The 24054-nt window shown below is 62.5% G+C and carries 24 protein-coding genes; 15 read left to right on the forward strand and 9 right to left on the reverse strand.

The features are described from left to right. Window positions 1-36 precede the first annotated feature (36 nt). Window positions 37-1968 (reverse strand): sigma-54-dependent Fis family transcriptional regulator, encoded by a 1932-nt coding sequence (locus C7A17_RS22050; RefSeq protein ID WP_106740542.1) that lies wholly within the window; start codon window positions 1966-1968, stop codon window positions 37-39. Window positions 1969-2331: 363 nt separating this feature from the next. On the opposite strand from C7A17_RS22050, the gene C7A17_RS22055 reads away from it, so the two are divergent. The 4 genes from C7A17_RS22055 (at window position 2332) to gntR (ending at window position 7062) form a co-directional block, all read left to right on the forward strand. Continuing rightward, window positions 2332-3462, forward strand: coding sequence for a gluconokinase, GntK/IdnK-type (locus C7A17_RS22055; RefSeq protein WP_106740544.1), 1131 nt, complete (start codon window positions 2332-2334; stop codon window positions 3460-3462). Window positions 3463-3523: 61 nt separating this feature from the next. Beyond that, entirely contained in the window at window positions 3524-4801 is a 1278-nt protein-coding gene (locus C7A17_RS22060) for a TRAP transporter large permease (protein ID WP_106740546.1), read from the forward strand. Between the two features lie 45 nt (window positions 4802-4846). Further along, entirely contained in the window at window positions 4847-5857 is a 1011-nt protein-coding gene (locus C7A17_RS22065) for a TRAP transporter substrate-binding protein (protein WP_106740549.1), read from the forward strand. A gap of 185 nt (window positions 5858-6042) precedes the next feature. Next, a complete protein-coding gene (gene gntR / locus C7A17_RS22070) occupies window positions 6043-7062 on the forward strand; it encodes an HTH-type transcriptional regulator GntR (protein WP_106740551.1) in 1020 nt (339 codons plus the stop codon). Between the two features lie 2 nt (window positions 7063-7064). On the opposite strand, the gene C7A17_RS22075 is transcribed toward gntR, so the two are convergent. Beyond that, window positions 7065-8093, reverse strand: coding sequence for a lipase secretion chaperone (locus tag C7A17_RS22075; RefSeq protein WP_106740554.1), 1029 nt, complete (start codon window positions 8091-8093; stop codon window positions 7065-7067). Window positions 8094-8178: 85 nt separating this feature from the next. Continuing rightward, window positions 8179-9132, reverse strand: a complete 954-nt coding sequence (locus C7A17_RS22080; protein ID WP_106740556.1) for a triacylglycerol lipase — start codon at window positions 9130-9132, stop codon at window positions 8179-8181. 514 nt (window positions 9133-9646) lie between these two features. Here C7A17_RS22080 and C7A17_RS22085 point away from each other — a divergent pair. After that, window positions 9647-9955, forward strand: coding sequence for a hypothetical protein (locus C7A17_RS22085; protein WP_106740558.1), 309 nt, complete (start codon window positions 9647-9649; stop codon window positions 9953-9955). A 242-nt stretch (window positions 9956-10197) separates the two neighbouring features. On the opposite strand, the gene greB is transcribed toward C7A17_RS22085, so the two are convergent. From greB to C7A17_RS22100, 3 genes are read right to left on the reverse strand one after another with little or no spacing between them, the layout of a single operon-like run. Continuing rightward, complete coding sequence (greB, locus tag C7A17_RS22090; RefSeq protein ID WP_106740560.1) at window positions 10198-10695, reverse strand: transcription elongation factor GreB; 498 nt, start codon at window positions 10693-10695, stop codon at window positions 10198-10200. A 54-nt stretch (window positions 10696-10749) separates the two neighbouring features. Continuing rightward, the gene (locus C7A17_RS22095) at window positions 10750-13248 is read right to left on the reverse strand and encodes an ABC transporter permease (protein ID WP_394337051.1); all 2499 of its coding nucleotides are present in this window, start codon (window positions 13246-13248) and stop codon (window positions 10750-10752) included. Beyond that, window positions 13248-13931, reverse strand: a complete 684-nt coding sequence (locus C7A17_RS22100) for an ABC transporter ATP-binding protein (RefSeq protein ID WP_106740565.1) — start codon at window positions 13929-13931, stop codon at window positions 13248-13250. Before C7A17_RS22100 ends, C7A17_RS22095 begins: the two co-directional genes overlap by 1 nt. 11 nt (window positions 13932-13942) lie before the next feature. On the opposite strand from C7A17_RS22100, the gene C7A17_RS22105 reads away from it, so the two are divergent. The 3 genes from C7A17_RS22105 to C7A17_RS22115 all read left to right on the forward strand — a co-directional run bounded on the left by C7A17_RS22105 (window position 13943) and on the right by C7A17_RS22115 (window position 15913). Then, on the forward strand, window positions 13943-14548 hold the full coding sequence (locus tag C7A17_RS22105) for an arylesterase (protein ID WP_106740567.1): 606 nt from the start codon (window positions 13943-13945) through the stop codon (window positions 14546-14548). A gap of 56 nt (window positions 14549-14604) precedes the next feature. Next, on the forward strand, window positions 14605-14886 hold the full coding sequence (locus tag C7A17_RS22110; RefSeq protein ID WP_106740569.1) for a hypothetical protein: 282 nt from the start codon (window positions 14605-14607) through the stop codon (window positions 14884-14886). A gap of 70 nt (window positions 14887-14956) precedes the next feature. Next, window positions 14957-15913 (forward strand): L,D-transpeptidase family protein, encoded by a 957-nt coding sequence (locus C7A17_RS22115; protein ID WP_106740571.1) that lies wholly within the window; start codon window positions 14957-14959, stop codon window positions 15911-15913. A gap of 129 nt (window positions 15914-16042) precedes the next feature. Here C7A17_RS22115 and oprI read toward each other — a convergent pair whose 3' ends face one another. Then, entirely contained in the window at window positions 16043-16294 is a 252-nt protein-coding gene (gene oprI / locus C7A17_RS22120; protein ID WP_106740573.1) for an outer membrane lipoprotei OprI, read from the reverse strand. Between the two features lie 263 nt (window positions 16295-16557). Here oprI and C7A17_RS22125 point away from each other — a divergent pair, with 263 nt between their 5' ends. Together C7A17_RS22125 and C7A17_RS22130 are read left to right on the forward strand one after the other, a co-directional pair. Continuing rightward, window positions 16558-17931, forward strand: coding sequence for a GntP family permease (locus C7A17_RS22125; RefSeq protein WP_106740576.1), 1374 nt, complete (start codon window positions 16558-16560; stop codon window positions 17929-17931). A gap of 140 nt (window positions 17932-18071) precedes the next feature. Continuing rightward, window positions 18072-18350: a GNAT family N-acetyltransferase gene (locus tag C7A17_RS22130; RefSeq protein WP_106740578.1), complete on the forward strand. Its 279-nt coding sequence runs from the start codon at window positions 18072-18074 to the stop codon at window positions 18348-18350. 61 nt (window positions 18351-18411) lie between these two features. On the opposite strand, the gene C7A17_RS22135 is transcribed toward C7A17_RS22130, so the two are convergent. Both C7A17_RS22135 and C7A17_RS22140 read right to left on the reverse strand, forming a co-directional pair. Further along, window positions 18412-19488 carry a 3-deoxy-7-phosphoheptulonate synthase gene (locus tag C7A17_RS22135; protein WP_199796358.1) on the reverse strand — a complete coding sequence of 359 codons (1077 nt, stop codon included), beginning with the start codon at window positions 19486-19488 and terminating at the stop codon, window positions 18412-18414. A gap of 162 nt (window positions 19489-19650) precedes the next feature. Then, the gene (locus C7A17_RS22140) at window positions 19651-20064 is read right to left on the reverse strand and encodes a PilZ domain-containing protein (protein WP_106740584.1); all 414 of its coding nucleotides are present in this window, start codon (window positions 20062-20064) and stop codon (window positions 19651-19653) included. Between C7A17_RS22140 and C7A17_RS22145 the strand changes: the two genes are divergently transcribed. From C7A17_RS22145 to cysB, 5 genes are all read left to right on the forward strand, one after another. Next, a complete protein-coding gene (locus tag C7A17_RS22145) occupies window positions 20063-20449 on the forward strand; it encodes a thioredoxin domain-containing protein (RefSeq protein ID WP_106740586.1) in 387 nt (128 codons plus the stop codon). The genes C7A17_RS22140 and C7A17_RS22145 overlap by 2 nt on opposite strands. Next, window positions 20449-21405 carry a putative 2-dehydropantoate 2-reductase gene (locus tag C7A17_RS22150; RefSeq protein WP_106740589.1) on the forward strand — a complete coding sequence of 319 codons (957 nt, stop codon included), beginning with the start codon at window positions 20449-20451 and terminating at the stop codon, window positions 21403-21405. Before C7A17_RS22145 ends, C7A17_RS22150 begins: the two co-directional genes overlap by 1 nt. 2 nt (window positions 21406-21407) lie before the next feature. Beyond that, window positions 21408-22313 carry a 5'-nucleotidase gene (locus C7A17_RS22155; protein ID WP_106740592.1) on the forward strand — a complete coding sequence of 302 codons (906 nt, stop codon included), beginning with the start codon at window positions 21408-21410 and terminating at the stop codon, window positions 22311-22313. Window positions 22314-22441: 128 nt separating this feature from the next. Continuing rightward, window positions 22442-22942: a universal stress protein gene (locus tag C7A17_RS22160; protein WP_106740595.1), complete on the forward strand. Its 501-nt coding sequence runs from the start codon at window positions 22442-22444 to the stop codon at window positions 22940-22942. A 103-nt stretch (window positions 22943-23045) separates the two neighbouring features. Continuing rightward, window positions 23046-24020, forward strand: a complete 975-nt coding sequence (gene cysB / locus C7A17_RS22165; RefSeq protein ID WP_037003999.1) for an HTH-type transcriptional regulator CysB — start codon at window positions 23046-23048, stop codon at window positions 24018-24020. Window positions 24021-24054 lie beyond the last annotated feature (34 nt).

A 24054-nucleotide genomic window follows, 5' to 3' on the forward strand; every position in this document is an offset into this window, starting at 1 on the left:
CCGGTAGGGTGCGACATGCCTACCGCTCCCTGGTTTTCAGAACAACGCGTTGGGCTGCACGATGCCGTGCTTCTTCATCTTGCGGTAGAGGGTCGAGCGGGCCACGCCGAAGGTTTCGGCCACGGCGCTGATGTTCCAGCGATGTTCGCGTAGCGCCGCGCGCAGATGGCGTTCTTCGTCATTTTCCAGCCGATCAGCAAGACGGCTTTCGGGCGCACGTACCGATTCCTCGCCAGACTGGCTCAACGCTTGTAGTTCGGCTGGCAGGCAGTCCACGTCGATGCAACCATCCTCGGCCAGCGCCGCGGCATAACGCAGGCAGCTGGACAGTTGGCGGATATTGCCGGGCCATGGGTGATTGAGCAGGCGCTGGCGCGCCTCATCGGTCAGGCGGAACTGACCATGGCTGCGCAGCAGGCTGTCGACCAGGGCATTGCGGTCACTGCGCTCACGCAGCGCTGGCAGGGCCAGCGGCATGCCGTTGAGGCGATAGAACAGATCTTCGCGGAATGTCTTGTTGCCGATCATTTGCGCCAGGTTCTGGTGGGTGGCGGAGATCACCTGCACGTCCAGCGGCACAGGGTTCTCGGCACCCAGTGGAGAGATTTCGCGCTCGGCCAGCACGCGCAGCAGGCGTGTCTGCAAATGGGCCGGCATGTCACCGATCTCGTCAAGAAACAGCGTGCCGCCATTGGCCTGTTCCAGTTTGCCTTTCATGCCTTTCTTGTTGGCGCCGGTGAAGCTGCCGCCGCGGTAACCGAACAGTTCACTTTCGATCAGGCTTTCCGGAATCGCCGCGCAGTTCAGTGCGACGAATGGGCCGCGGGCGCGGGCGCTGGCCTGGTGAATGGCACGGGCGAAGGCTTCCTTGCCGGTGCCGGTTTCGCCGGTGATGAGGATCGGGATGTCCTTGTCCAGCACTTTGCGCAGGCGGCGTACACCCTCCAGAAGACGCGTATCCTGGCCGCCAAGGCGCTGCAGATCCGGGTGTTCGCCCGCTGTGGCTGTGCTCGAGCGGATACGCATGGACGGTGTTGCCGGCACGCGCAGGCTGACACCGACCAGCGCTTCGTTCGCCAGCGTGCGCAGGTTCAGACTGCGGGCGCCACCGTTGCTCAGGCTCAGCAATTCATCGACGCCCGCCGGCAGCAACTGGTCGATACGACTGCCGAGCAGGTCGATCTGGTGCTCTTGCTGGTAGCTGACGAAGGCCGCGTGGTTGGCGCCGATGATCCGCCCCTGTTCGTCGAGTGCCAGCAATTGCTCGTTGGCCAGGTCGCTGATGTCGTCGTGAGATTTCACCGAGAGGGTCATGCGGTCGCGATAGCGTTGGCGGAAGCTGGCGTTCTCGATCATCCGCGCATACATGATCACCAGTTGCAGGGTGAGATACTGCGTTTGCTTGGGCCCCTCGCTGTTCAGGCAGGTGGCGTTGAGGCAGCCGCGCAGCACGTTCTGCGCATCGTAAATGGGCGAGACCGAGCAGCTCAGGCGAAAGTTGGAGATCAGGAAGTGTTCCTGATGATGGATGGTCATCGCCTGGCGCGAGGCCAGTGCGGTGCCGATGCCATTGGTGCCCACCGTGGATTCGTCCCAGCAGGCGCCAACGATGAGCCCGGCCTGGGTGTAGGTGTCGTACTGCAATGGCAGGCGAGTGTCGAGGGTGACGCCGTGCTCATCGCTGAGCAGTACCGCGAACCCGGCCGGAACCACGCGCCTGGCGAGCCCGGTGACGCCCTGGCCAGCGATGTTCAGATAGTCCTGATGTGCGCGCTGGTGTTCGCGTAGCTCGTCCGCGGTCAGTACGTGTTTCTCGCCGTGGCCATACGGATCGAGGCGATGTTGCATCACGCTGCGGTACCAGGAGCGGGCGATCTGCTCGTCGGGATGGATGCAGCGCTCCGGAAAATGATCGGCCACGAAGGCAGTGAGATCACTAGGGCATACCCCAGGTGCATGGATGCTCATGGGCACTCCTGACAATGGTGCGTTGGCTCGCAGCCTCTTGTTGTTGTGTCGGCTCGCCCGGCGGATAGACCGTGGGTGCGACCGTAACGACTGCAACTCTAGCCGCAATCAGGCGGGTTGGGAACCGACAGGTCTGATGGCGACCGTGCATGCCAGGCGCTGTCTGCATGCCGTTTTCTGCAGGTTTCCGTCAGCGCTGCGAGTGCGCTACGGGCTACGTGATGATCAGCGCCAGATCGATTTCGAGAGGCTGGGTGGTGAACGATGAAATGTTGAAAAAGGAGGGTTGTCGAACGATTTGGATAGCGCCAACATCCAGCTCAAACAATGAGCGGCCCACGTCGATGGTGCCCAGGAGTTCCCATGCAACCGCAGCCTCTCGCACCTGTTGCTGTGCCCGCCGCCATGACCCTGGTGGTCATGGGTGTCAGTGGTTCTGGCAAGAGTGATATCAGCCGGGCCGTCGCCACCCACCTTGGCTGGCGGCATATCGAAGCCGATCATTTCCATTCCCGTGAGAACGTCGAGCGTATGCGCTCCGGGATTGCGCTGAGCGATGCCGACCGCCAGCACTGGCTGGCTACCCTGAGTCAGGAGATGCAGGCGGCGCAACTGAGCGGGCAGGGCTTCGTTCTGGCCTGCTCGGCGCTCAAGCGGGCCTACCGCGAGCGCTTGCGCGATGCCGTGCCAGGCCTGCAATTCGTGCACCTGCAGATCGACCAGGCTACCGCGTTGCAGCGTGTCGGTGAGCGCCCAGGGCATTTCATGCCGCCATCATTGGTCGACAGCCAGTTCGCCACCCTCGAAGCACCTCTCGATGAGCCTCATGTGCTGGTGCTGGACGCTGCTCGCCCGCGTGAGGAGCTGGTGGCGGATGTCTGCACCTGGTTGCAACGTGATGCCCTGGAGTTGTCGGATGCCGAGACCGTTTTCGTCAGCGAAGTTGATAGCGCTAACAGTGTCAGCGTGACAGGTACCGAACACATCTATGGCGGCCGCCTGGCGCGACTGTTCGACCAGCTTACCGACGGCATGATGGCGCTGTTGATGGCCTTCATGGTGGTGGCGGTATTCGGCAACGTGGTGCTGCGCTACGCCTTCGGCACCGGCTGGGCGGGAGCCGAGGAGCTGTCGCGGCTGGCGTTCGTCTGGCTGGTATTCGTTGGCGTGGCGTCGAGCATGCGCCGCGGCGAACTGATGAGTTTTCGCATGATCCGGGATCGCTTTCCGCAATTCACCCGCCGCCTGGTGGACTCCTGCAGTTGGCTGCTGGTGGCTGTGGCCAGCGTGCTGGCAGCCATGGGCGCATGGAGCCAGGTGCACTTCGGTTGGGGCAACGTCAGCACGGTGGTGGGCTACCCGGTGGTGCTGACCATGGTGCCGATACTGGCGTGCATGTCGGTACTGGCGATCCTCGCCCTGGTGCAACTGGTGAACGTCTGGCGACGGCCAGTGGACAGCACCGTCGCCCTGGTCAACGTCACGGCGGACTGACTCTTCCGCGCCTCACCTTATCCAATAACAAGATCGGGCACTGCCCACCGAGGATCTGTCGATGACTGTCGCCGTTTTCCTTACGTCACTGCTGGGTTTCATGGCTTTCGGCATGCCCATCGCGTTCGCTTTGCTGCTCACCGCCGCGGTGCTGATGTGGTACCTGGAGTTCTGGGACGTGCAGTTGCTGGCGCAGAACCTGCTCGCTGGCGCCGACAGCTTTCCGCTGCTGGCCATTCCGTTCTTCGTCCTGGCCGGCGAGTTGATGAATGCCGGCGGCATCTCCCGGCGCATCATCGCCATGGCCCAGGCCTATTTCGGCCACCTGCGCGGTGGTCTGGGTTACGTGGCGATTGCCGCTGCGATGCTGCTGGCGAGCATGTCCGGTTCGGCGCTGGCCGACACCGCGGCGCTGGCTACGCTGCTGCTGCCGATGATGCGCCAGCGTGGCTATCCGCTGCATTCGTCGGCGGGACTGGTGGCGGCTGGCGGCATCATCGCGCTGATCCTGCCGCCCTCCATGGCCTTCGTGATCTATGGCGTGGTGACCAATACCTCGATCAGCCAGCTGTTCATGACCGGCGTGGTGCCGGGTTTGATCATGGGCGCCGGCCTGATCATCGCCTGGAGCCTGATCACCCGTGGTTTCACCGAGCCCACTCCACCCAAGGCGAGTACTGCCGAGCGGCGGCGGGTGCTGGTCGATGGTCTGGCAGCACTGATGCTGCCGGTGATCATCGTCGGTGGCCTGCGTTTTGGCCTGTTCACGCCGACCGAAGCGGCGGTGGTGGCGGCGGTCTACGCCCTGGGCGTTTCCACGCTGTTCTACCGCGAGCTGACCTGGGCCGGGTTGATCGAAACCCTGACACGCGCCAGCCGCACCACGGCCTCGGTGATGTTCCTCTGCGCTGCGGCCACGGCCTCGGCCTACATGGTCACGCTGGCCCAGTTGCCGGACGAGATCGGCGCCATGCTCGGTCCATTGGCGCAGCATCCTCAACTGCTGATGCTGGGCGTGATGGTGCTGATGATCCTGGTCGGCATGGTGCTGGATCTGACCCCGACGGTGCTGATTCTCGCCCCGGTGCTGGCGCCGATTGCCGCCAAGGCTGGCATCGACCCGGTGTATTTCGGCGTGATGTTCGTGCTGATTTGCTCCATCGGCCTGATCACGCCGCCGGTCAGCACCGTGCTCAACGTGGTCGGTGGAATTGGCCGCATCCGTATCGAAGTGCTGGTACGCGGGGTGATGCCGTTCTTCCTCACCTACCTGTGCATCGTGCTGATGCTGATCGCCTTTCCGCAGATCATCACGACTCCTCTGGCCTGGCTGCGTTGAGCCCGGCCCGCTGTTCACCTAAACAACAATAAGAGGTCATACCCCATGAAACGTCCGCTCATCGCCATCCTCGTTGCCGCCATCCTGTGCGGCCCGCTCGCCACCAGTGTCCAGGCCGACGAAGTCCGTTCGCGGATGATCCGCTTCGGCTACGGCCTCAATGAAAACAGCAACCAGGGGCGGGCGGTGAAGCTGTTCGCCGAGGAGGTGGCCAAGGCCTCCGACGGCAAGCTGAAAGTGCGTACGTTCGGTTCCGCCAGCCTCGGCTCGGACGATCAGATGCAGAGCGCGCTGATCGGTGGGGCGCAGGAAATGATGGTGGGCTCGACCGCCACTCTGGTCGGTATCACCAAGGAAATGGCGGTGTGGGACACGCCGTTCCTGTTCAGCAGTGCCGAGCAGGCCGATGCGGTGCTCGATGGCCCGGTCGGCAGCCAGGTCATGGACAAGCTCGCGGAAAGAGGGCTGGTTGGCCTGGTGTACTGGGAGAACGGTTTTCGCAACCTGACCAACAATGCCCGGCCGATCAACGCGCTGGAGGATTTCTCCGGGGTCAAACTGCGGGTGATGCCCAACCCGGTGTTTCTCGAGACCTTCAAGCTGATGGGTGCCAACGCCGTGCCGCTGCCATTCTCCGAGCTGTTCACCGCGCTGGAGACCAAAGCCGTGGACGGTCAGGAGAACCCCTTCAACACCATTCTCACCTCGCGCTTCTACGAAGTGCAGAAGTACCTGAGCGTGACCAATCATGCCTACAGCCCGTGGATCGTGACCGTGTCCAAGCGCTGGTGGGATCAGTTGTCCAAGGCCGAGCAGGGCATCCTCCTGGAGGCTGCGCGCAAGGCGCGTGATTTCGAGCGCCAGGACACCCGCGACGAGGCGGCCCGGGCATTGGCCGAACTGCAGGAGAAGGGCATGCAAGTCAATCAGATCGAGGCGGCCGAGGTGCAACGCATGCGTGAGCAGGCCGCGCCGGCGGTACGGAAGGTGATCGATACCGTTGGCTCGGAGCTGTTCGAGCAGGTTCAGCAGGAGGCCGCCAAGGCGGCTTCCTGAGAGTCCGTTCATGCTCCTGCAGGTCGTAGCCTCCCAGGCCTGTAGGCATGTGAACAGACGCGGTTTCGCGGGGCACGCAGGTGGTGCTACTCATTGCATGGTGGTGGTACCCCGGGCGGCGTGTCCCGCGCTTTATTCATCGGCAGGGCTGTTAGACTTGGCCTCTGGTAATCAATGGAGGCGCCATGACTCAACGCCGTCGTCGTTCCGCCGAACGCGTCACCCTGTCCGATGTGGCCAAAGCCGCCGGTTGTTCGCTCATGTCCGCTTCGCGCGCGCTGTCACAACCGGGACGGGTCTCCGATGCCCTGCGCGAGCAGGTGATGCGCGCTGCCAAAGCGCTGGGCTACGTGCCCAACCCGGCGGCGCGGGCGTTGGCCAGTTCGCGTTCGAACCTGGTGGCCGTAGTGATTCCGTCGCTGTCCAACTCGGTATTCGTCGATACCGTCGAGGCCATCCAGCGGGTGCTGATGCCGGCCGGTTTCGAGATGATGATCGGCGTCAGCCACTATCGGGTCGAAGAGGACGAGCGCCTGCTGCGTTCCTACCTCGCCCACCAGCCGGCGGGCCTGCTGGTTACCGGCTTCGAGCGCAGCGACGCAGCCCGCGAGATTCTCGGTGCCAGCAGTTGCCCATTGGTGACCCTGATGGAGCTGAGCGAGGAGCCCGAGGACTACTGCGTTGGTTTCTCCCAGGTCGAGGCGGGCGCCGCCATGACCCGCGCGCTGGTGCAGCGCGGTTATCGGCACATCGCCTTCGCCGCAGCCCAGCTCGACCCGCGCACGCTGCAGCGCGCCGAGGGCTATCGTCAGGTGATGCAGTATCTCGACCGGCATGATCCGGCGCTGGAATTGCTGACTCCGCAGTTGTCGTCCATCGGCCTGGGCGCCGAGCTGCTCGACCGCCTGCTGGCTCAGCAGCCGCAGATCGATGCGGTGTTCTTCAACAACGACGACCTGGCCATGGGCGCCTTATTCCGTGCCCGCCAGTTGGGCCTGGACGTACCGGGCCGTCTGGCCATCGCCGGTTTCAACGATCTGCCGGCGGCGGCCTGGATGCATCCGGCGTTGAGCACGGTGCGCACTACACGCGGCCGCATCGGTGAGTTGGCGGCCAACATGCTGCTCAGCCTGATGCGCGGTGAAACGCCCGACCAGCACTGCATCGACGTCGGCTTCGAGCTGGTCATGCGCGACAGTGCCTGAGGCTATTGCTGCTTGTTGGCGGCTGCCAGTTGCTCGGCCGCATCCAGGCGCAGACGTTCACGCTCATCGAAGCGCTCCGTTGCCAGCGCCTCGATGGCTGCATGCTTGTCGCTACTGCTGAGCCCTTCGCTAGCCTCGATCCGTGCCTTGGCTGCGAGGTAGTCGTCCAGCCGGCGTTGCCAGTTCTGCCGCTGGTTATCCAGCACTTCCAGGCGGACCGTGGCTTCAGCGCCGACCAGTTGTTGGCGCATCTGCCGGATCTGCGCCGCGCTGGCGCCTTCTGCCTGCAGGCGAGCGGTGTTCTGCCGCAGTTCCTGCTGCAATTGCGGCAGTACGGCATCTTGCAGATCCTCCGGTAGTGCGGCGCGCAGCCGGTCGACGGCCTGGCCTTTCTCTTCGGCGCTCATTCTGCTGTCGTGCTGGATGGCCAGGCGCTCCAGGGTGAAGCGGTTGTAGCCTTCCTCTCGGGCGAAGAAGGCCTGGTGGGTTTCACTATCGAACAGGCGCGCACGCAGTGCCTGCACCGCAGCCTCACGCTGACGCATGGCGTCCAGGTTTGCCATCTGCGGTAGATCGCGTTCCAGCAGCACCAGCTCGCGCTTGTAGGCGAGGTACTGATCGAGCAGGGCTTGGGCGCGTGCACGCGCAGGTTCCTGCAACTGGCCGTCGATATAACCACGCAGGCGTTCGACGCTGGCTTGCAGGCTTTCTTCACCAATGCTCGCCAGGAAGTAGTCGAAGATGCGCCGGATGTCCTCGCTGATGATCAGATTGCCAGCGGCATCGACGCGAAAGCGGCCGTCGACGTCGGTGCCGGCGAAGGAGGCGGGCAGGGCCAGTTTGGGCGCCTTCTTCTGCGTGTCACTTGCAGCCGGCGTCATGGCTTCGGCAGGTGCCTGCGGCACAGGTTTCGTCACTGTAGCCGTGGCAGGAGAGCTGACGTGGGTGGGCTGATGTCCGGGTTGCAGGTAAAGCATCAACGCCAGGCCGGCGCCGATCAGTAGAGGCAGGGCGAATAGGGCTTTCTTCACGTGCGGCTCTGGATGTCAGGGGTAGGATGCGCCGTGCGCACCGATATCTCGATGCGCACGGCTCGGGCGGAAGTTATCCGTGAGTCTAGAGCCCGGCGTTCTTAAGGCGGTTGGCGTGTTGACGGTAGACGGTCACCGGGTCGGTCTCGAACAGGCTGGTCAGCCCCAGCGTCTGGTTGACCTCGTCGAGGTGGTTCATCCGGTAGTTGTCACGAATGACCTGGCCCATGCGCGAACTGCAGCGGCCGACCAGGCCGTCGTTGGCTTCGCTGCCGAAGGTCAACGAGGACGCGCCCATCAGCAGGTCGCTCGGGTCGAGCAGGTTGGTCAACGGGCTGGTGCCGCTCCACGAGTAGTAACGCACGCCGTTCACGCTGTAGGCGCCTTCGCCGCAGGCGCTGGTCGGGATGCCCTGCGGGAACTTGGCGTTGAAGCGAGCGGCACCTTGACTGTTGAGCGACTCCAGCGAGCCGAGCGCGTTCTGCGGTGTGGTGCTGGGGCTGCCGGAGAGGAAGTTGATCAGCGCGCCCAGGCCGTTGATGATGCCTGCCAGCACCGGGGTCGCTACCGGCCCGGCAGGGCCGTCGCTGATGCCCTTGAGGAAGTCGGCAGTGGCCGAACCCTTGTGCGGAGCGCCGACGCTGGTGACCGAAGCGACCAGATCCGGGCGCACGGCGGCGACATAGCGGGTGGTCGGGCCGCCATGGCTGTGGCCGATCAGATTGACCTTGCCCTTGCCGCTGATGGCGACGATGTCCTCTACCTGCTGCAGCAATTGTTCGCCGCGTGCTTCAGAGGTGTCCAACTGGCTGACTTCGGTCACGTAGACGCTGGCGCCGTCGCGGCGTAGAGCAGTCGGGATGCCATACCAGTAGTCGACGCCGAGGATGCTGTCGAAACCCAGCATGCCGTGGCCGAGGACGATGGGGTATTTGGTCTGGGTATAGCCGGACGAACCGAACCAGAAAGCCTGGGTCTGGCCGCTGGCGAGCAGGCCGGCGCCGAGGCAGAGGGCGAGCAGGGTTTTATTGTTCTTCATGGGCGCTCTCGATGGGGTTTATTGAGGCAGTCAGGCTGCATCCTGCAACACAAGCGTGTCCATCCCATGGCACGTACGGCGACAGAACGATGGCAGGAAACATGCCATCGCCAGGTTTTCCCGATTAACCCCTCTATTGCGGCGCTTTCCCGAAGATAACCCTGTTTTGTCAGCGAGATTGCGGCAGCTTTTCTGTTACGTGGCGACACAGCCGAGCTGTGATGGCAGGCCGCAATCGTTCAGCTCGGCAGCGGTTTGACGAGTGCAGGCGGAGCCGTTTGACCCGCGTCCAGCGGTGAAAATGTGAGGCGGCCAATCGAAGGTTGGGGTGCGATGATGGCGCGCCTTGACAGTTCTGCGTGGGAGTCTCTAGGATGCGCCCTGCGCCGATTTAAACAGCTACTTGCGGGGCGCCACAGGGTGTTGTTTGCAGCGCCTGAAATTCCGCTAAAGCGCTGGTTCGGTGTCGCCTCTCACCGCTGCCCAGCGGGATTTCCGAGGCGGAGACTCGATAATGATCTGTCCCCAACCCCTGATTCGTCTGGCGCCCATCACTTCGGGCCTATTGCTGCGCAATCCGCGTGTATTGCTCGGTGGCAGCCATCAACCTACCCTGTTGCGTTATCTCGAAGGCTGGCCCAAGCGCTGGAGTGGATCGCGTGCCTTCCGCATCCAGTTCGTGCAGAACGGTGAGTCGCTGGCGCGTTTCGCCCATGACAGCTTCGATCTGGCGGTTATCCAGGCGCCAAGCGCCGATGTGCTGGCGGACACTGTTCACCAACTGGTGCGGGTCGCGCGTCAGGGGCTGATCACCCGACGCTGAGCGTGCCGATGTGCAACTGCCGTCACCTGTGCCGCTTCCGAAAGACGCTCGCTTCTATGCCAAGGAATTCGACGTCCCTCTGGCGCAGATTACGGGGCTGGGCTGGGTCAATTACTTCGCTTGTCCTCCGTGAATCCATGATCCGAGCGTGTTCACGCCTGGCAGCTATTGGCCAGTCGAGTCGCTGGAGAAATGGATGGCGGTGGTTCGAGAGTCGATGACCTGGCCAGCCTGTTCGGGCTTCAGAGGTATTCGATCTCGACGATGTAGCAGGTCTTCTCGCCGCTGGGGCTGTGTACCCGGACTTCGGCGTCCAGTTCCTTGCCGACCAGGGCACGGGCCAGCGGAGAATCGATGCTGATCAGGCCCTGTTTCAGATCGAACTCGTCGGGGCCGACGATGCGATAACGCGATTGTTCGCCGTCCTCGTCCTCGATGGTGACCCAGGCGCCGAAATACACCTTGTTCGGATCGGACGGTTTGTCGCTGACGACCTTGAGTTTTTCCAGGCGCTTGGTCAGAAAACGCACGCGGCTGTCGATCTCGCGCAGCATCTTCTTGCCGTAGGTGTATTCGGCGTTTTCCGATCGGTCGCCTTGTGCCGCCGCTTCGCTGACCGACTGGGTCACCTGGGGGCGGCGCACGTGCCAAAGCTCATGCAGCTCGGCACGCAAGCGTGCTTCGCCCTCGGGAGTGATCAATGGCGTGCCAGCGGGGCGTGGAGGGCGATAGCGGCTCATGGTGTCTCAGGTATTTGGAGGGGGCGCCAGTTTAGCAAACCCCTCCGATCCTTCTCAGCCCTCACGCAGCACGCTCAGCGGGCTGGCATTCAAGGCGCGACGGGTGCCAAGCACGCCCGCCATACCGATCAGCAAGGCGCCGATCACCGGCAGCAACAGTAGCCATGGGTGTGGTTGCCAGCTCATGTCGAACGCGTAGCGATAGAGCAGGAAACTCACCAACTCGCATCCGACGGCGGCCAGCAGGCCAGCGGCGGCGCCGAGCAGGCCGAACTCGGCACGGCGAGCGTTGATCAGCAGCTTGCGTTCGGCCCCGAGCGCGCGCAGCAAGGCGCCCTGGCGGATGCGCTCATCGAGGGTTGCCTGCAGCCCGGCCAGCAGTACGGTGATGCCGGCGGCGAGCACGAACAGCAGCACGTATTCGATGGCCAGGGTCACCTGCGCAAGAATGCTACGCAGCTGCGCCAGCAGGGCGTCGACCTGTAGCAGGGTGACACTGGGGAAGGCGCGGCTGAGGCTGACCAGTTCGGCATCCTGTCCGGGCGGCAGATAGAAACTGGTCAGATAGGTCGCGGGCAGATCCTGCAGAGTCTGCGGCTCGAAGATCATGTAGAAGTTGGGCTGGAAGCTGTCCCAGTCCACCTCGCGCAAACTGGTGACCTGTGCTTCGCGTTCGATCCCGCCGACATTGAAGCGCAGGCGATCCCCCAGTTTGAGTTGCAGGCTTTCCGCCAGTTCGGATTCGACCGAGACGCCAGGCAAGCCGTCATCTTGCCCTGACCACCAGGCACCGCTGGTAATGCGGTTGTCCGCCGGCAGCTCCTGCGACCAGGTCAGGCTGAGATCGCGCTGGATGGCGCGTTCGCCTCGACTTTCCTTGGTCACCAACTGGCGTACTGGCTCGTCGTTGATCATCACCAGGCGGCCTGGAACCACCGGATACAGTGGCGCAGGGTGCGGCGAAAGCTCTGCCAGGCGGGCGGCGAAGGCATCACGTTCGGCGGGCAGTACGTTGAGGGCAAAGTGGTTCGGGGCATCTTCTGGCAACTGATCCTGCCAGGTGTCGAGCAGCTCGCCACGCAGCAGGGCGATCAACGCCATGGCCAGCAGGATCAGACCGAAAGCCAGCGACTGGCCGGCGGCGGCCAGCGGGTGGCGCAGCAGTTGACCCAGGCCCAGGCGCCAGGGTAGGGCGGCGCGCTGCAGCAGGCGACGCAGGCTCTGCAGGCCGAGCAGGAGCAGGCCACCAAGCAGCAGCACTGCCAATAGACCGCCGCCGAGCAGTGCCAGGGTCAGGCGCAGATCCAGGCTCAGACGCCACATGATCAGGCCAAGCGCGATCAGCGCGGCGCCATAGACCAGCCAGGAGCTGGCCGGTACCGGCAGCATGTCACGACGCAGTACGCGCAGCGGCGGTACGCGGCCGAGTGCGGCCAGCGGCGGCAAGGCGAAACCGGCCAGCGCCACCAGGCCGGTGGCCATGCCCGCCAGTGCTGGCCACAGGTTGGCGGGCGGCAGATCAGCCGGAATCAGGCCCTGCAGGAGGTAGAACAGAATGTGCTGGCCGGCCCAGCCAAGCAGGGCACCCAACAGGCAGGCAAGCAGGCCGAGCAAGGCCAGTTGCAAACCGAACAGGGCGAGCGCCTCGTGTCGCGACAAGCCCAGGCAGCGTAGCAGAGCGCTGGCATCGAAACGGCGTGCGGCGAAGCGTGCGGCCGAGAGGGCGACTGCCACCCCCGCGAGGAGCACCGCAGCCAGGCTGGCCAGGTTCAGGTAACGCTCGGCACGGCCGAGGGCTCCGCCGATCTGACGGTTGCCATCACGTGCGTCATCCAGGCTCTGGCTGGGCTCAAGGCTGCTTTCCACGGCCTGACGGTAGGCTGCCAGGGTATCGCTGTCGCCGCGCCAGAGTTCGCGAAAGCGCACGCGGCTACCTGGTTGCACCACCTCGGTGGCGGCCAGGTCATCGAGATTCATCAGCGCGCGCGGGGTAAGGCTGTAGAAGTCGCCTGCGCTGTCTGGGTCATAGGTGAGGACGCGACTCAGGCGCAGCCGCTTGGCGCCGACTTCGATCTCATCGCCGACCTGCAGATCCAGCGCGACCATCAGCCGTGCTTCGGCCCAGACTTCTCCGGATGCCGGGCTAGATCCTGTTTCTTCTGCTGCATAGGGCGCGGCTGCGCTCTTCAATTCGCCACGCAATGGATAACTGCTGCTGACGGCCTTGATACTGGCCAGCTGAATGCCGTTGTCGGCAGCTACCACGCTGGAAAACTCCACCATCCGGGCGTGGTCGAGCCCGAGCCGTGTCCCGGCTTCGATCTGTTCGGCACTGGCTGGCGAGCTGCCGCTCAGGCGCAGATCGGCAGCGAGAAATTCGCTGGCACGCAGCAACATGGCGTCGTTCAGACGCGCACTGAAATAGCCGATGGCACTGCTGGCCGCTACTGCCACCAGCAGGGCGAAGAACAGCACGCGCAACTCGCCGGCGCGGGCGTCGCGCAGCAGTTGGCGAGCAGCTAGCGACAGCAGGCGAGTGAAGGGCTGTTTCATCAGGGCTCCACGCTGTCGATCAGGCGGCCGGCTTCCAGGCGGATCAGGCGATGGCAGCGGTGGGCGAGGCGCTCGTCGTGAGTGACCAGTACCAGGGTGGTTCCTCGTTCCTGGTTGAGTTCGAACAGCAGGTCGCTGATGCGTTCGCCTGTGTGGCTGTCGAGGTTGCCGGTGGGCTCGTCGGCGAACAGCACATCCGGTTCGGCGGCGAAGGCGCGGGCGATGGCCACGCGCTGTTGTTCGCCACCAGACAGCTGCCGCGGGTAATGAGTGAGGCGCTGACCCAGGCCGACACGTTCGAGCAGTGCCCGAGCGCGTTGACGGGCATCGGCGTGGCCCTCCAGTTCGAGCGGCAGCATGACGTTTTCCAGGGCGTTGAGGCTGTCGAGCAGCTGGAATGACTGGAAGACGAAGCCGACGTGCTCGGCGCGCAGGCGTGCGCGCTGGTCTTCATCGAGTTCGCCGAGATTCTTGCCGGCCAGTAGCACTGCGCCGCCGCTGGGTAGGTCGAGTCCGGCGAGCAGGCCGAGGAGGGTGGATTTGCCCGAGCCCGAACTGCCGACGATTGCCAGGCTGTCGCCTTTTTCCAGGCTGAGATCGAGGTCGTGAAGGATGGTCAGCTCACCTTCCGTGCTGCTGACCACTTTGCTAAGGTTCCGCGCAACGAGAATGCTCGAAGTCATGGAGATTCCAAATGCGTGCATGGTGGCTGAGTGGTGCCTTGGCCCTGCTGTTCTGGGCCCAGGGAGCGGTTGCAGGCACCCTGCTTGTGGTCGGCGATAGTATCAGCGCGGCTTTTGGCCTGGATAGCCGCCAGGGCTGGGTCGCACTACTGGAAAAACGCCTCGCCGATGAAGGTTTCGAGCACAAGGTGATCAACGCTTCGATCAGTGGTGATACCAGCGCAGGCGGCGCCGCGCGGCTGCCTGCGCTGCTTGCCGAGCACAAGCCGGAGCTGGTGATCATCGAGCTGGGAGGCAACGATGGCTTGCGTGGGCAAGCCCCTGCGCAATTGCAACAGAATCTTGCGTCGATGGTTGAGAAGTCGCAGCAGGCCGGGGCCAAGGTTCTGCTTCTGGGGATGCGTCTGCCACCCAATTATGGCGCACGCTACACCACGGCCTTCGCTCAGGTCTTCACCGATGTGGCTGAGCAGAAGCAGGTGCCGCTGGTGCCGTTCTTTCTCGACGGGGTGGGAGGCGTGCAGGGGATGATGCAGAGCGATGGCATCCATCCCACCGAGGGCGCGCAGCCACGGTTGTTGGAGAATGCCTGGCCAGCCCTGAAACCGCTGCTTTGAGGCTTTTCGGCCTCCGGCCTTTCGGCTAATGTGGCCGGCCTGCCATGGAGCCCCAGATGCCGCGTCTTGCCTGGTCCCTTTACGCCTACCAACTGATCGAGCCAGACGAGCAGCTGGATCTGTTCGCCTGCCGCGAAGTGCGTCTGCATTTGGTTGCCCGGCAGCTGCGTCTGGGCGGCCACGCCGACCGCACCCTGTGCGGCGGCTTGTTACCGGCGCAGCCGCGCTGGCGTCAGTTGGACAAGCCTCTGTTGCGTGACCGCCGCTTGTGCCCGGCGTGCCTGGCTACCTTCGAGGCGCAACGCCAGGGGCTGTGTTCGAATTGGGCGGATAGCTGACGTCTGCCCGACGCCCGTATGGCGGTGTACAATCACAGCAATTTCATTCAACTCATCAAGGACATCCCGGATGTTGTCGCGATTCTCTGCGGTCAACCGTTGCCTGACGCTCATGGCGCTGTGCTCCAGCGCAGCCGTACAGGCGCTCGAACTGCCACTGCCGCCGCCGGGTGAAGATGTGGTCGGCCAGGTACAGGTGATCAAGACCAAGTACGAGGACACCTTCGCTGATCTGGGAACTGCGAACGACCTGGGCTATCTGGAAATGGTCGCCGCCAACCCCGGCGTCGACCCCTGGTTGCCGGGCGAAGGCACCGAGGTCATCCTGCCGACACGCTATGTGCTGCCGCCAGGCCCACGCGAAGGCATCGTGATCAACCTGGCCGAGTACCGCCTGTACTACTTCCCGAAAGGTGAGAACGTGGTGCATACCTATCCTCTCGGTATTGGCCGCGAGGGTTGGGGGTCGCCGCTGGGTGTGGGCCGCGTGACGGTGAAGACACCGAATCCTGCCTGGTATCCGCCGCAGTCGATCCGCGATGAGCACGCAGCTGACGGCGACATCCTGCCGACCGTGGTGCCGCCTGGTCCGGACAACCCGCTGGGGCCTTACAAGATGACCCTGTCGTTCCCCGGCTACCTGATTCATGGCTCGAACAAGAAGTTCGGTATCGGCATGCGCGTTAGTCATGGCTGCTTCCGCATGCTCAACCACAATGTTCTGGAACTGGCCGCGATGGTGCCGGTGGGCACGCCAGTGCGTATCCTCAACGAGCCATACAAGTTTGGCGTGAGTGGTGGCAAGGTCTATCTGGAGGCCCATGCACCGCTGGATGATGAAGGTGACCCGTCGGTGGTCGACAAGCACACTGCGGTGATCAACACCCTGCTCAAGCGTGAAGAGCTCAGCGGCCTGCGTCTGGATTGGGAGATGGTGCGCGAAGTGGTGGCCTCGGAAGATGGTTTGCCAGTGCCGATCGCCACGCAAGACGATCATGTCGTCGCGAGCAGCGACAACCCGTTCTAACGCATCTGACAAACGCCCGCTCGTACTTGTACCGGCGGGCTTTTTATTGCCCGAGGGAAAAGTTAGCCAAACGCGGGCAATAAAAAAGCCGACCCAGTTGCCTGGGTCGGCTTTCGAAAGCTGAGTCGCTTATTTGCGGCTAGCTTTTTCCAGCATGCGCAGAGCGCGCTCGTTGGCTTCGTCAGCGGTCTGCTGAGCTTTCTGAGCGGCAGCTAGAGCTTCGTCGGCCTTGCGGTAGGCTTCATCAGCACGGGCTTGAGCGCGAGCAGCTGCGTCTTCAGTAGCAGTCAGACGAGCTTCGGTTTCTTTGGAGATGCTGCTGCAACCGGTAGCCAGAACTGCGGCCAGAGCCAGAGCAGAGAATTTCAGAACGTTGTTCATCGTGTTCCCCTTGAGGTGGAGTTTTCCATAAAAGCAATTCCCCAACGGCGGGAAATTAGCCGGCCTACATACTACCTATTACTTTTAGTAAGTAAACGGAGGTAGAGCAAGAGTTGCAGTTTTTTTTATAGCAGATGGGGTGAGCCAGTGCCGAATCTGCGTTACTTGTATAAAAAACAATCAAAGTTGTCAGGGCATGCCGTCATGGGGGCTGTTATAACTGTCCCGGTTAGAAAACTAGAACAATAAATACGGGGGCGAATATGCTCGGTAATGTAGGGCTCTTGCTGGGGTTGGGCTTGCTCATTTTCATGGCGTTGCGCGGCGTGAACATCTTCATCGCGGCGCTGGTCTGCTCCATTCTGGTTGCAGTGAGCAATGCGCTCTCCGTGCCGACCGCCTTGCTCGAACATTTTCCTTTTGGCCCGCTGGGTGCATTCACCTTTGCCGGCAAATTCTTCGTGCTGTTTCTCTGTGGGGCTATCTTTGGCAAGGTCATGGCGGCCAGTCAGGCTGCCAGCAGTATCGCGCAGGCGATCACTCGGGGGCTGGGCACTCAACGCACGCTCTGGGTGGCGATGCTGGTGTGCGCGGTGCTGACCTATGGCGGCGTGGTGGTCTTCGTGGTGATTTTCACCATGTATCCGCTGGGGATCACGTTGATGCGCGAGGCCAATCTGCCCAAGCGTCTGTTCTGCGCGGCTATCGCCCTAGGGGCGGGAACCTTCACCATGACCGCGCTGCCTGGGTCACCGTCGATCCACAACGTCATCGCCGCCAGTGCATTGGGTACCGACCTGTTCGCCGGTGCCTGGATCGGTTTGTTCGCCTCGGTGGTGATGGTGGTGCTGGGAATGGCCTATCTGCAGCGGCAGTGGCGGCTGGCTCGCGAGTGTGGCGAGGGCTTCGAGCCCAATGCTCAGGACGAGCGTATGGCGCAATTGGCTGGTGTTCCGGAAGCAGGACCGCACTGGGGCATGGCGCTGGTGCCGATCATTGTGGTGCTGGGCGTGATTCTGCTGCCGCGGTTGCTGATGTTGTTCGCTGTCGAGCTGTCCGCCGATGGTGTTTGGGGCGCAATTCTGGCGTTCAGTCATGCTCAGCCGATCCTCTGGCCGAGTCTGGCATTGGTATTGGCCACCGTTGTCGCCGTGCTGATGTTCGCGCCGTTGCGGCGCAATACCCTGGCGTTGCTGGGGCAGGGGGCGGATGACGCGATCATGCCGCTGCTCAATACCGCAGCGGTTATCGGTTTCGGCGGGGTGGTCACGCAGACCGCAGGCTTCGGCCAGTTTGTGCAGTGGATACTGGCAGCGGATCTGCCTCCGCTGCTCTCGGTATTCGCTTCGATCAGCGTGGTATCCGGTATCGTCGGTTCGTCTTCTGGCGGTTTGCAGATTTTCATGCAGACCCTGGCGCCACACTATCTGGAAATGGGCGTCGAACCGGAAGTGCTGCACCGTATCGCCAACATCGCTGCCGGTGGCCTGGATTCGTTGCCGCACTGCGGGGCGGTGATCGCCATGCTGATGATCATGGGCTTGACTCACAAGCAGGCCTACAAGGATATATTCGTCATCACCGTGCTGATTCCAGTCGTGGCCGTTCTGCTCTGCATTGCGCTGCTGGGCCTGTGATAGCGCATGACTGGCCGGTCTGCCGCCTGATAAGCTTGGGTCAAGCAGCGTCCGGGTGTGGACGAAAAGTTGCGCTTTTATCAAAGCGCCGGTAAGAAATACAAAGGTGTCGCGACGGGTTCGTGGCTAGAGGAGTGAAGATGAGCGAGGCGTTGTCCATCCAGCATGATCAGGCGAGTCACCAGTTCGTGACCACGGTCGAGGGTGATCGTGCGTATCTGGCCTACATGGATCTGGGCAAGCAGACGCTGGATATCTATCGCACCTTCGTGCCCAACTCCCTGCGCGGGCGCGGCATTGCGGCGGCCCTGACCGAGCACGCGCTGCGCTATGCCGAAGGCCGTGGCTACACGGTGATCCCGTCCTGCTCCTACGTGGAACGCTACATGGAGCGGCGCCAGCACCACCAGGCCAGCTAAGGGCTGGAATCGAATACGAAAACGCCGGGCATTGCCCGGCGTTTTCATGTGCGCAGTACCCTCAGCCGCGTTGGCGCTTGGGCAACACGTCCTTGAGCTTGGCGTGCATGCTACGCAGGCTCTTCTCGGTGGTTTCCCAGTCGATGCAGGCATCGGTGATGGAAACACCGTACTTCAGATCGCCAAGATTCTTCGGAATCGATTGGCTGCCCCAGCCCAGGTGGCTTTCCACCATCAGGCCGACGATGGAGTTGTTGCCTTCGAGGATCTGGTTGGCGACGTTCTCCAGCACCAGTGGCTGTAGCGCCGGATCCTTGTTGGAGTTGGCGTGGCTGCAGTCGACCATGATGTTCGGACGGATGCCGGCTTTGCTCAGTTCCTGCTCGCAAATGGCAACGCTGACCGAGTCATAATTGGGCTTGCCGTTACCGCCGCGCAGTACCACGTGGCCGTAGGCATTGCCCTTGGTGGTGACGATGGAAACGCCACCTTCCTGGTTGATGCCGAGAAAACGGTGCGGGCTGGAGACCGATTGCAGCGCGTTGATCGCCACGGTCAGGCCACCGTCGGTGCCGTTCTTGAAGCCGACCGCCGAGGAAAGGCCCGATGCCATTTCGCGGTGGGTCTGCGATTCGGTGGTGCGAGCACCGATGGCGGACCAACTGATCAGATCCTGCAGGTATTGCGGGGAAATCGGGTCGAGCGCTTCGGTAGCGGTGGGCAGGCCCATCTCCGCCAGGTCGCGCAGCAGTTTGCGGCCGATGTGCAGGCCGTCCTGGATCTTGAACGAGTCATCCAGGTAGGGGTCATTGATCAGACCTTTCCAGCCGACGGTGGTACGCGGCTTTTCGAAATACACGCGCATGACCAGAAACAGGCTGTCGGACAGCTCGGCGGCCAGCACCTTGAGGCGCTCGGCGTACTCGTGGGCGGCCTTGATGTCATGGATGGAGCAGGGGCCAACCACCACGAACAGACGGTGATCCTTGCCATCGAGGATGTCACGTACGACCTGGCGGCCATGTGCGACGGTCTTCAGGGCAGCATCGGTCAGGGGAATTTCGTGCTTGAGCTGGTCGGGGGTGATCAGGGTTTCGTTGGAGGCGACGTTGAGGTCGTCGATCGGTAAATCAGCCATCGTGCTATTCATCGGGTCAGGTCGTCAGGTCACGGGTGCCGGCCGCCAGCGATCCCCTATGGCGGTGCACAGCTAGTTTGCGCAGGGGGAGCGGAACCTTAGCGCGTACGCGGCGTCGCGACAATGGGCGTTAAGTCCAATGAGGCTCATAGATTGGGAGTATCAGGTCGTATAGGGGAATTCAGCGGCATGTTGAGCGATCCACTCGCTGGCGCATTGTTCGATGGCTCTGGTTTCACCGGACTCTTGCTCCAGTTGTTTGCGGTAATGCTGGATCTGGCAGACCTGTTCGACCATGCGTGCACGGAACAGCGTGTCTTCGTCGATAAAGGCGATGCCCACCAGATAGTCTGCCTCCTGCCTTTTGCACCAGGCGATCACGCCGGGGTAGCGGGCCTGCTCACCGAGTAGCGGGATGCGCAGCTCCACCGAAGTGCCACGGCGAAAGCCGCGTGGTGAGTTGCACGCGACCCCGCCGAGGCTGATATTGTTCAGCCTTTGCCTGGGAATGCAGGCCTGTTTGCGCAGCACCAGTTCCACGGGCATATCGCTTGGATGACGCAAAAACTTACGCATGAACACCGACCTCGAATGCAGGCAAACTGATATCAGTGAATCCAGTATAGCGGCGCAATTGGAGCTGACCGATCTGGATGCGGATCGTCTTCTGCTCGACCTGCCCGGTACGTCGCTACTGGTGTTCACTAGCACGGGCTGTGCCAGCTGCCGCTGGGCGCGCCAGACTTTGCCGGAGATGGCGCTGCCGGTGGAGCGTCTGTGCTGGGTCGATGCGGGCCACAATGCCGGTCTGGTGACGCGCTACGAGGTTTTTCACCTGCCTGCACTGTTTCTGGTGCGTGACGGTCAATTCCTTGGCGCGTTGCAGTCACGTCTAACCCTTACCGATCTTGTTGCCGCGATCAACGAAGCAGCGCTTCGCCCGGCTGAGGAGCTTCCCTGATGTCCCAACCCTCCACGCCGCGTATTGGCATCATCGGCACAGGCGCCATTGGTGGCTTTTATGGCTTGCTGCTGGCACGTGCTGGTTATGACGTGCACTTTTTGCTGCGCAGCGAATATGCCGCGGTGGTCGAGCATGGCCTGCAGCTCAATAGCGCCGTGCATGGCACTCAGTCTCTGCAGTCGGTACAGGCTTACCGGCGGGTCGATGAAATGCCGCCGTGCGACTGGCTGTTGGTCGGTGCGAAAACTACCGGTAATGCCGAGCTGGCACCGTTGATCGCCCAGGCAGCCGCGCCTGGTGCCAAGGTCGTCCTGCTACAGAATGGCCTGGCTGTGGAGGACGAGTTGCGCCCCTTGCTGCCCGACGCTTTGCATCTGCTTGGCGGGCTCTGCTACATCTGCGTTCACCGCAGCGCGCCTGGAGTGATCGAGCACCAGGCGCTGGGGGCAATCAACCTGGCTTACCATTCCGGCCCTGCGAGCGATGAAGGGCAGCGTCTGGCGCTGGTCGAGGAGGGGGCCGACCTGCTGCGCAAGGCCGGGCTGGATTCGGCAGTCATGCACAACCTGGCGCAGACGCGCTGGCAGAAGCTGGTGTGGAACGTGCCTTACAACGGTCTTTCCGTGTTGCTCGATGCCGATACGCGTCGTCTGATGGCCAACCCTGACAGTCGTGCGCTGATTCGCGACATGATGCTGGAAGTGATCCAGGCCGCCCAGGCGCTCGGCCATGGCATGCCGGAGAACTATGCCGACAAGCTGCTGGCGGCCACCGAGCGGATGCCCGATTACCTGCCTAGCATGTACCACGACTTCGCCCAGGGGCGACCGGCGGAACTGCACGCGATCTACGAAGCACCTCTGGTAGCTGCTGAAGCTAGTGGTTTCGACATGCCCAAGGTGCGCGCGTTGTATCAGGCGCTTCGTTTTATTCAGACTCGTCAGGAGGCCTGAGCATGGGCAAGGGGCTGGGGGACAAACTGGTGCTGGCGATTTCTTCGCGAGCACTGTTCGATCTGAGTGAGAGCCACCAGATCTATGAGAGCGAAGGGGTCGAGGCCTACCGCCGATATCAGATCGAGCACGAAGATGAAGTGCTGATGCCGGGCGACGCCTTCCCGCTGGTGGAGAAGCTGCTCGGGCTCAACACGCGGCTCAGTGAGCAGCGTGTCGAGGTCATCCTGGTTTCGCGCAACAGCGCCGATACCGGCCTGCGGGCGTTCAATTCGATCCAGCACTATGGCCTGGGCATCTCTCGTGCTGCTTTCGTGGGTGGCCGCAGCCCTGACCCTTATCTGGCGGCCTTTGGTTGCCACCTGTTCCTTTCCACCCACGCCGATGACGTGCGCAACGCGCTGAAGGCTGGCTTCGGTGCTGCGACCCTGCTGTCCGGTGGCGCGCGGCGGGCAAATAGCAACGAGCTGCGTATCGCCTTCGATGGCGACGCGGTGCTGTTCTCTGACGATTCCGAGCGCGTCTACCAGAGTGGCGGTCTGCATGCCTTCCAGGATCATGAGCGCGAAGCCGCGCGGCAGGCACTGCTGGGTGGGCCGTTCAAGCCTTTCCTGGCAGCTTTGCACCGCCTGCAGCAGGAGTTCCCCGAGGCAGACTGCCCGATCCGTACCGCGTTGGTCACCGCGCGTTCGGCCCCGGCACATGAGCGGGTGATTCGCACCCTGCGCGAATGGAACATCCGTCTGGACGAGTCATTCTTCCTGGGCGGGCTGGACAAGTCGGCAGTGCTCGAGGCCTTCGCTGCCGATGTGTTCTTCGATGACCAGACCGGGCATTGCGAGAAGGCGCGCCAGGTGGTGGCGACCGGTCATGTGCCGCATGGCGTGAGCAATGAGCTGTTGCCCTGAGCGCCCGTGCGTCATTCATATGAATGGCTGCATATAGCCATTCGTCCTAAATAAGGCCTCCCACCTTGCTTTATCTGGCGCGCTGCTAAGCTCAATCAAGGGCCTGAGCCAGCAGTCAAGGAGGCCACGTGATCCGCTCCATACTCTATGCCACCGATCTCGGCCTCTATGCCTCCTATGTATTGCAGCATGCCCTGGCGCTGACTCGCAGCTTCAAGGCTGATCTGTACGTGGTGCATGCGGTCGAACCGATGGGACTGTTCGCCGAGTCCGTGCTGCAGACCTACCTTGATGAGGACACCCTGGTCGAGCTGAGGCGCAATGGTCTGAATACGGTGATGGCAAGCATCGAACAGCGTGTGCTCGAAGGTTTTCGCGATGAGTTGGGGGATGGTCAGCAGGATCTGCAAATGATTCGAGCTGTGCGTGTGCTGCAAGGCGACCCGCCTGCAGTGATTCTTGGGGAGGCGCAGAAACTCGGCGTGGATCTGCTGGTCGTAGGCAGTCATAGCCATGGACCTGCATTGGCCGTACCGCTGGGGCGCACGGCCGCGAGGCTGGTACAGCTGGCCGATGTTCCGGTTTATCTGGTGCCGATGCTGCAGCATCGTGGGCATGGTGAGTTATAGGAGATAAATTAGTAAATGATCTAGGATGTGCGATTAAACCAATAATATGGTTATATACGGCATTGGCGGCTACTGGTCTGCCTTACTGCTCTGAGGGAAATATATGAAGCTTCAGCAACTGCGCTACATCTGGGAAGTCGCGCACCACGACCTCAACGTATCGGCTACCGCTCAAAGCCTGTACACCTCGCAACCAGGGATCAGCAAACAGATTCGTTTGCTCGAGGACGAGCTGGGCGTGGAAGTTTTCGCCCGTAGTGGCAAACACCTGACTCGTGTCACCCCGGCCGGTGAGCGAATCATCACCACTGCCGGTGAGATTCTGCGCAAGGTCGAGAGCATCAAGCAGATCGCCCAGGAGTTCTCCAACGAGAAGAAGGGCACGCTCTCCATCGCCACCACGCACACCCAGGCGCGTTATGCCTTGCCGCCGGTGATCAGTGCATTCATCAAGCAGTACCCGGACGTCGCGCTGCACATGCATCAGGGCACGCCGACTCAGATCGCCGAGATGGCGGCCGACGGCAGCGTGGATTTCGCCATCGCCACCGAAGGGCTGGAGATGTTCAACGACCTGATCATGATGCCTTGCTATCGCTGGAACCGCTGCGTGGTGGTGCCGCAGGGGCATCCGCTGACCAAGTTGCCGAAGCTGACCCTCGAAGCCCTGGCCGAGCATCCCATCGTCACGTACGTATTCGGTTTCACCGGCCGCTCGAAACTGGACGAGGCCTTCAGCCACCGTGGCCTGACGCCGAAGGTGGTGTTCACCGCAGCCGATGCCGACGTGATCAAGACTTACGTGCGCCTGAACCTGGGCGTGGGTATCGTGGCCAAGATGGCCGTCGACGCCAAGCTCGATCCGGATCTGGTGGTGCTCGATGCCGATGACCTGTTCGAACCCAGCGTGACCAAGATCGGTTTCCGTCGTGGTACCTTCCTGCGTGGTTTCATGTGCGACTTCATCGAGCGTTTCGCTCCGCACCTGACCCGCGACATGCTGGCCAAGGCGGTGCAGTGCCACAACAAGTCCGAGCTGGAAGAGTTGTTCAGCGGTGTCGAGTTGCCGATGCACTGAGTCCGTCCGCAAATGAAAATGGCGCCCTTGGGCG

Origin of the sequence: Pseudomonas mendocina, from assembly GCF_003008615.1 — a bacterium.
Lineage (GTDB): Bacteria > Pseudomonadota > Gammaproteobacteria > Pseudomonadales > Pseudomonadaceae > Aquipseudomonas > Aquipseudomonas mendocina_C.

What these genes read in the sequence shown, in the direction of transcription:
- C7A17_RS22050 (WP_106740542.1), bottom strand. Translation starts at nt 1,968, where the DNA reads ATGAGCATCCATGCACCTGGGGTATGCCCTAGTGATCTCACTGCCTTC.
- C7A17_RS22055 (WP_106740544.1), top strand. Translation starts at nt 2,332, where the DNA reads ATGCAACCGCAGCCTCTCGCACCTGTTGCTGTGCCCGCCGCCATGACC.
- C7A17_RS22060 (WP_106740546.1), top strand. Translation starts at nt 3,524, where the DNA reads ATGACTGTCGCCGTTTTCCTTACGTCACTGCTGGGTTTCATGGCTTTC.
- C7A17_RS22065 (WP_106740549.1), top strand. Translation starts at nt 4,847, where the DNA reads ATGAAACGTCCGCTCATCGCCATCCTCGTTGCCGCCATCCTGTGCGGC.
- gntR (WP_106740551.1), top strand. Translation starts at nt 6,043, where the DNA reads ATGACTCAACGCCGTCGTCGTTCCGCCGAACGCGTCACCCTGTCCGAT.
- C7A17_RS22080 (WP_106740556.1), bottom strand. Translation starts at nt 9,132, where the DNA reads ATGAAGAACAATAAAACCCTGCTCGCCCTCTGCCTCGGCGCCGGCCTG.
- C7A17_RS22085 (WP_106740558.1), top strand. Translation starts at nt 9,647, where the DNA reads ATGATCTGTCCCCAACCCCTGATTCGTCTGGCGCCCATCACTTCGGGC.
- greB (WP_106740560.1), bottom strand. Translation starts at nt 10,695, where the DNA reads ATGAGCCGCTATCGCCCTCCACGCCCCGCTGGCACGCCATTGATCACT.
- C7A17_RS22095 (WP_394337051.1), bottom strand. Translation starts at nt 13,248, where the DNA reads ATGAAACAGCCCTTCACTCGCCTGCTGTCGCTAGCTGCTCGCCAACTG.
- C7A17_RS22100 (WP_106740565.1), bottom strand. Translation starts at nt 13,931, where the DNA reads ATGACTTCGAGCATTCTCGTTGCGCGGAACCTTAGCAAAGTGGTCAGC.
- C7A17_RS22105 (WP_106740567.1), top strand. Translation starts at nt 13,943, where the DNA reads ATGCGTGCATGGTGGCTGAGTGGTGCCTTGGCCCTGCTGTTCTGGGCC.
- C7A17_RS22110 (WP_106740569.1), top strand. Translation starts at nt 14,605, where the DNA reads ATGCCGCGTCTTGCCTGGTCCCTTTACGCCTACCAACTGATCGAGCCA.
- C7A17_RS22115 (WP_106740571.1), top strand. Translation starts at nt 14,957, where the DNA reads ATGTTGTCGCGATTCTCTGCGGTCAACCGTTGCCTGACGCTCATGGCG.
- oprI (WP_106740573.1), bottom strand. Translation starts at nt 16,294, where the DNA reads ATGAACAACGTTCTGAAATTCTCTGCTCTGGCTCTGGCCGCAGTTCTG.
- C7A17_RS22125 (WP_106740576.1), top strand. Translation starts at nt 16,558, where the DNA reads ATGCTCGGTAATGTAGGGCTCTTGCTGGGGTTGGGCTTGCTCATTTTC.
- C7A17_RS22130 (WP_106740578.1), top strand. Translation starts at nt 18,072, where the DNA reads ATGAGCGAGGCGTTGTCCATCCAGCATGATCAGGCGAGTCACCAGTTC.
- C7A17_RS22135 (WP_199796358.1), bottom strand. Translation starts at nt 19,488, where the DNA reads ATGGCTGATTTACCGATCGACGACCTCAACGTCGCCTCCAACGAAACC.
- C7A17_RS22145 (WP_106740586.1), top strand. Translation starts at nt 20,063, where the DNA reads ATGAACACCGACCTCGAATGCAGGCAAACTGATATCAGTGAATCCAGT.
- C7A17_RS22140 (WP_106740584.1), bottom strand. Translation starts at nt 20,064, where the DNA reads ATGCGTAAGTTTTTGCGTCATCCAAGCGATATGCCCGTGGAACTGGTG.
- C7A17_RS22150 (WP_106740589.1), top strand. Translation starts at nt 20,449, where the DNA reads ATGTCCCAACCCTCCACGCCGCGTATTGGCATCATCGGCACAGGCGCC.
- C7A17_RS22155 (WP_106740592.1), top strand. Translation starts at nt 21,408, where the DNA reads ATGGGCAAGGGGCTGGGGGACAAACTGGTGCTGGCGATTTCTTCGCGA.
- cysB (WP_037003999.1), top strand. Translation starts at nt 23,046, where the DNA reads ATGAAGCTTCAGCAACTGCGCTACATCTGGGAAGTCGCGCACCACGAC.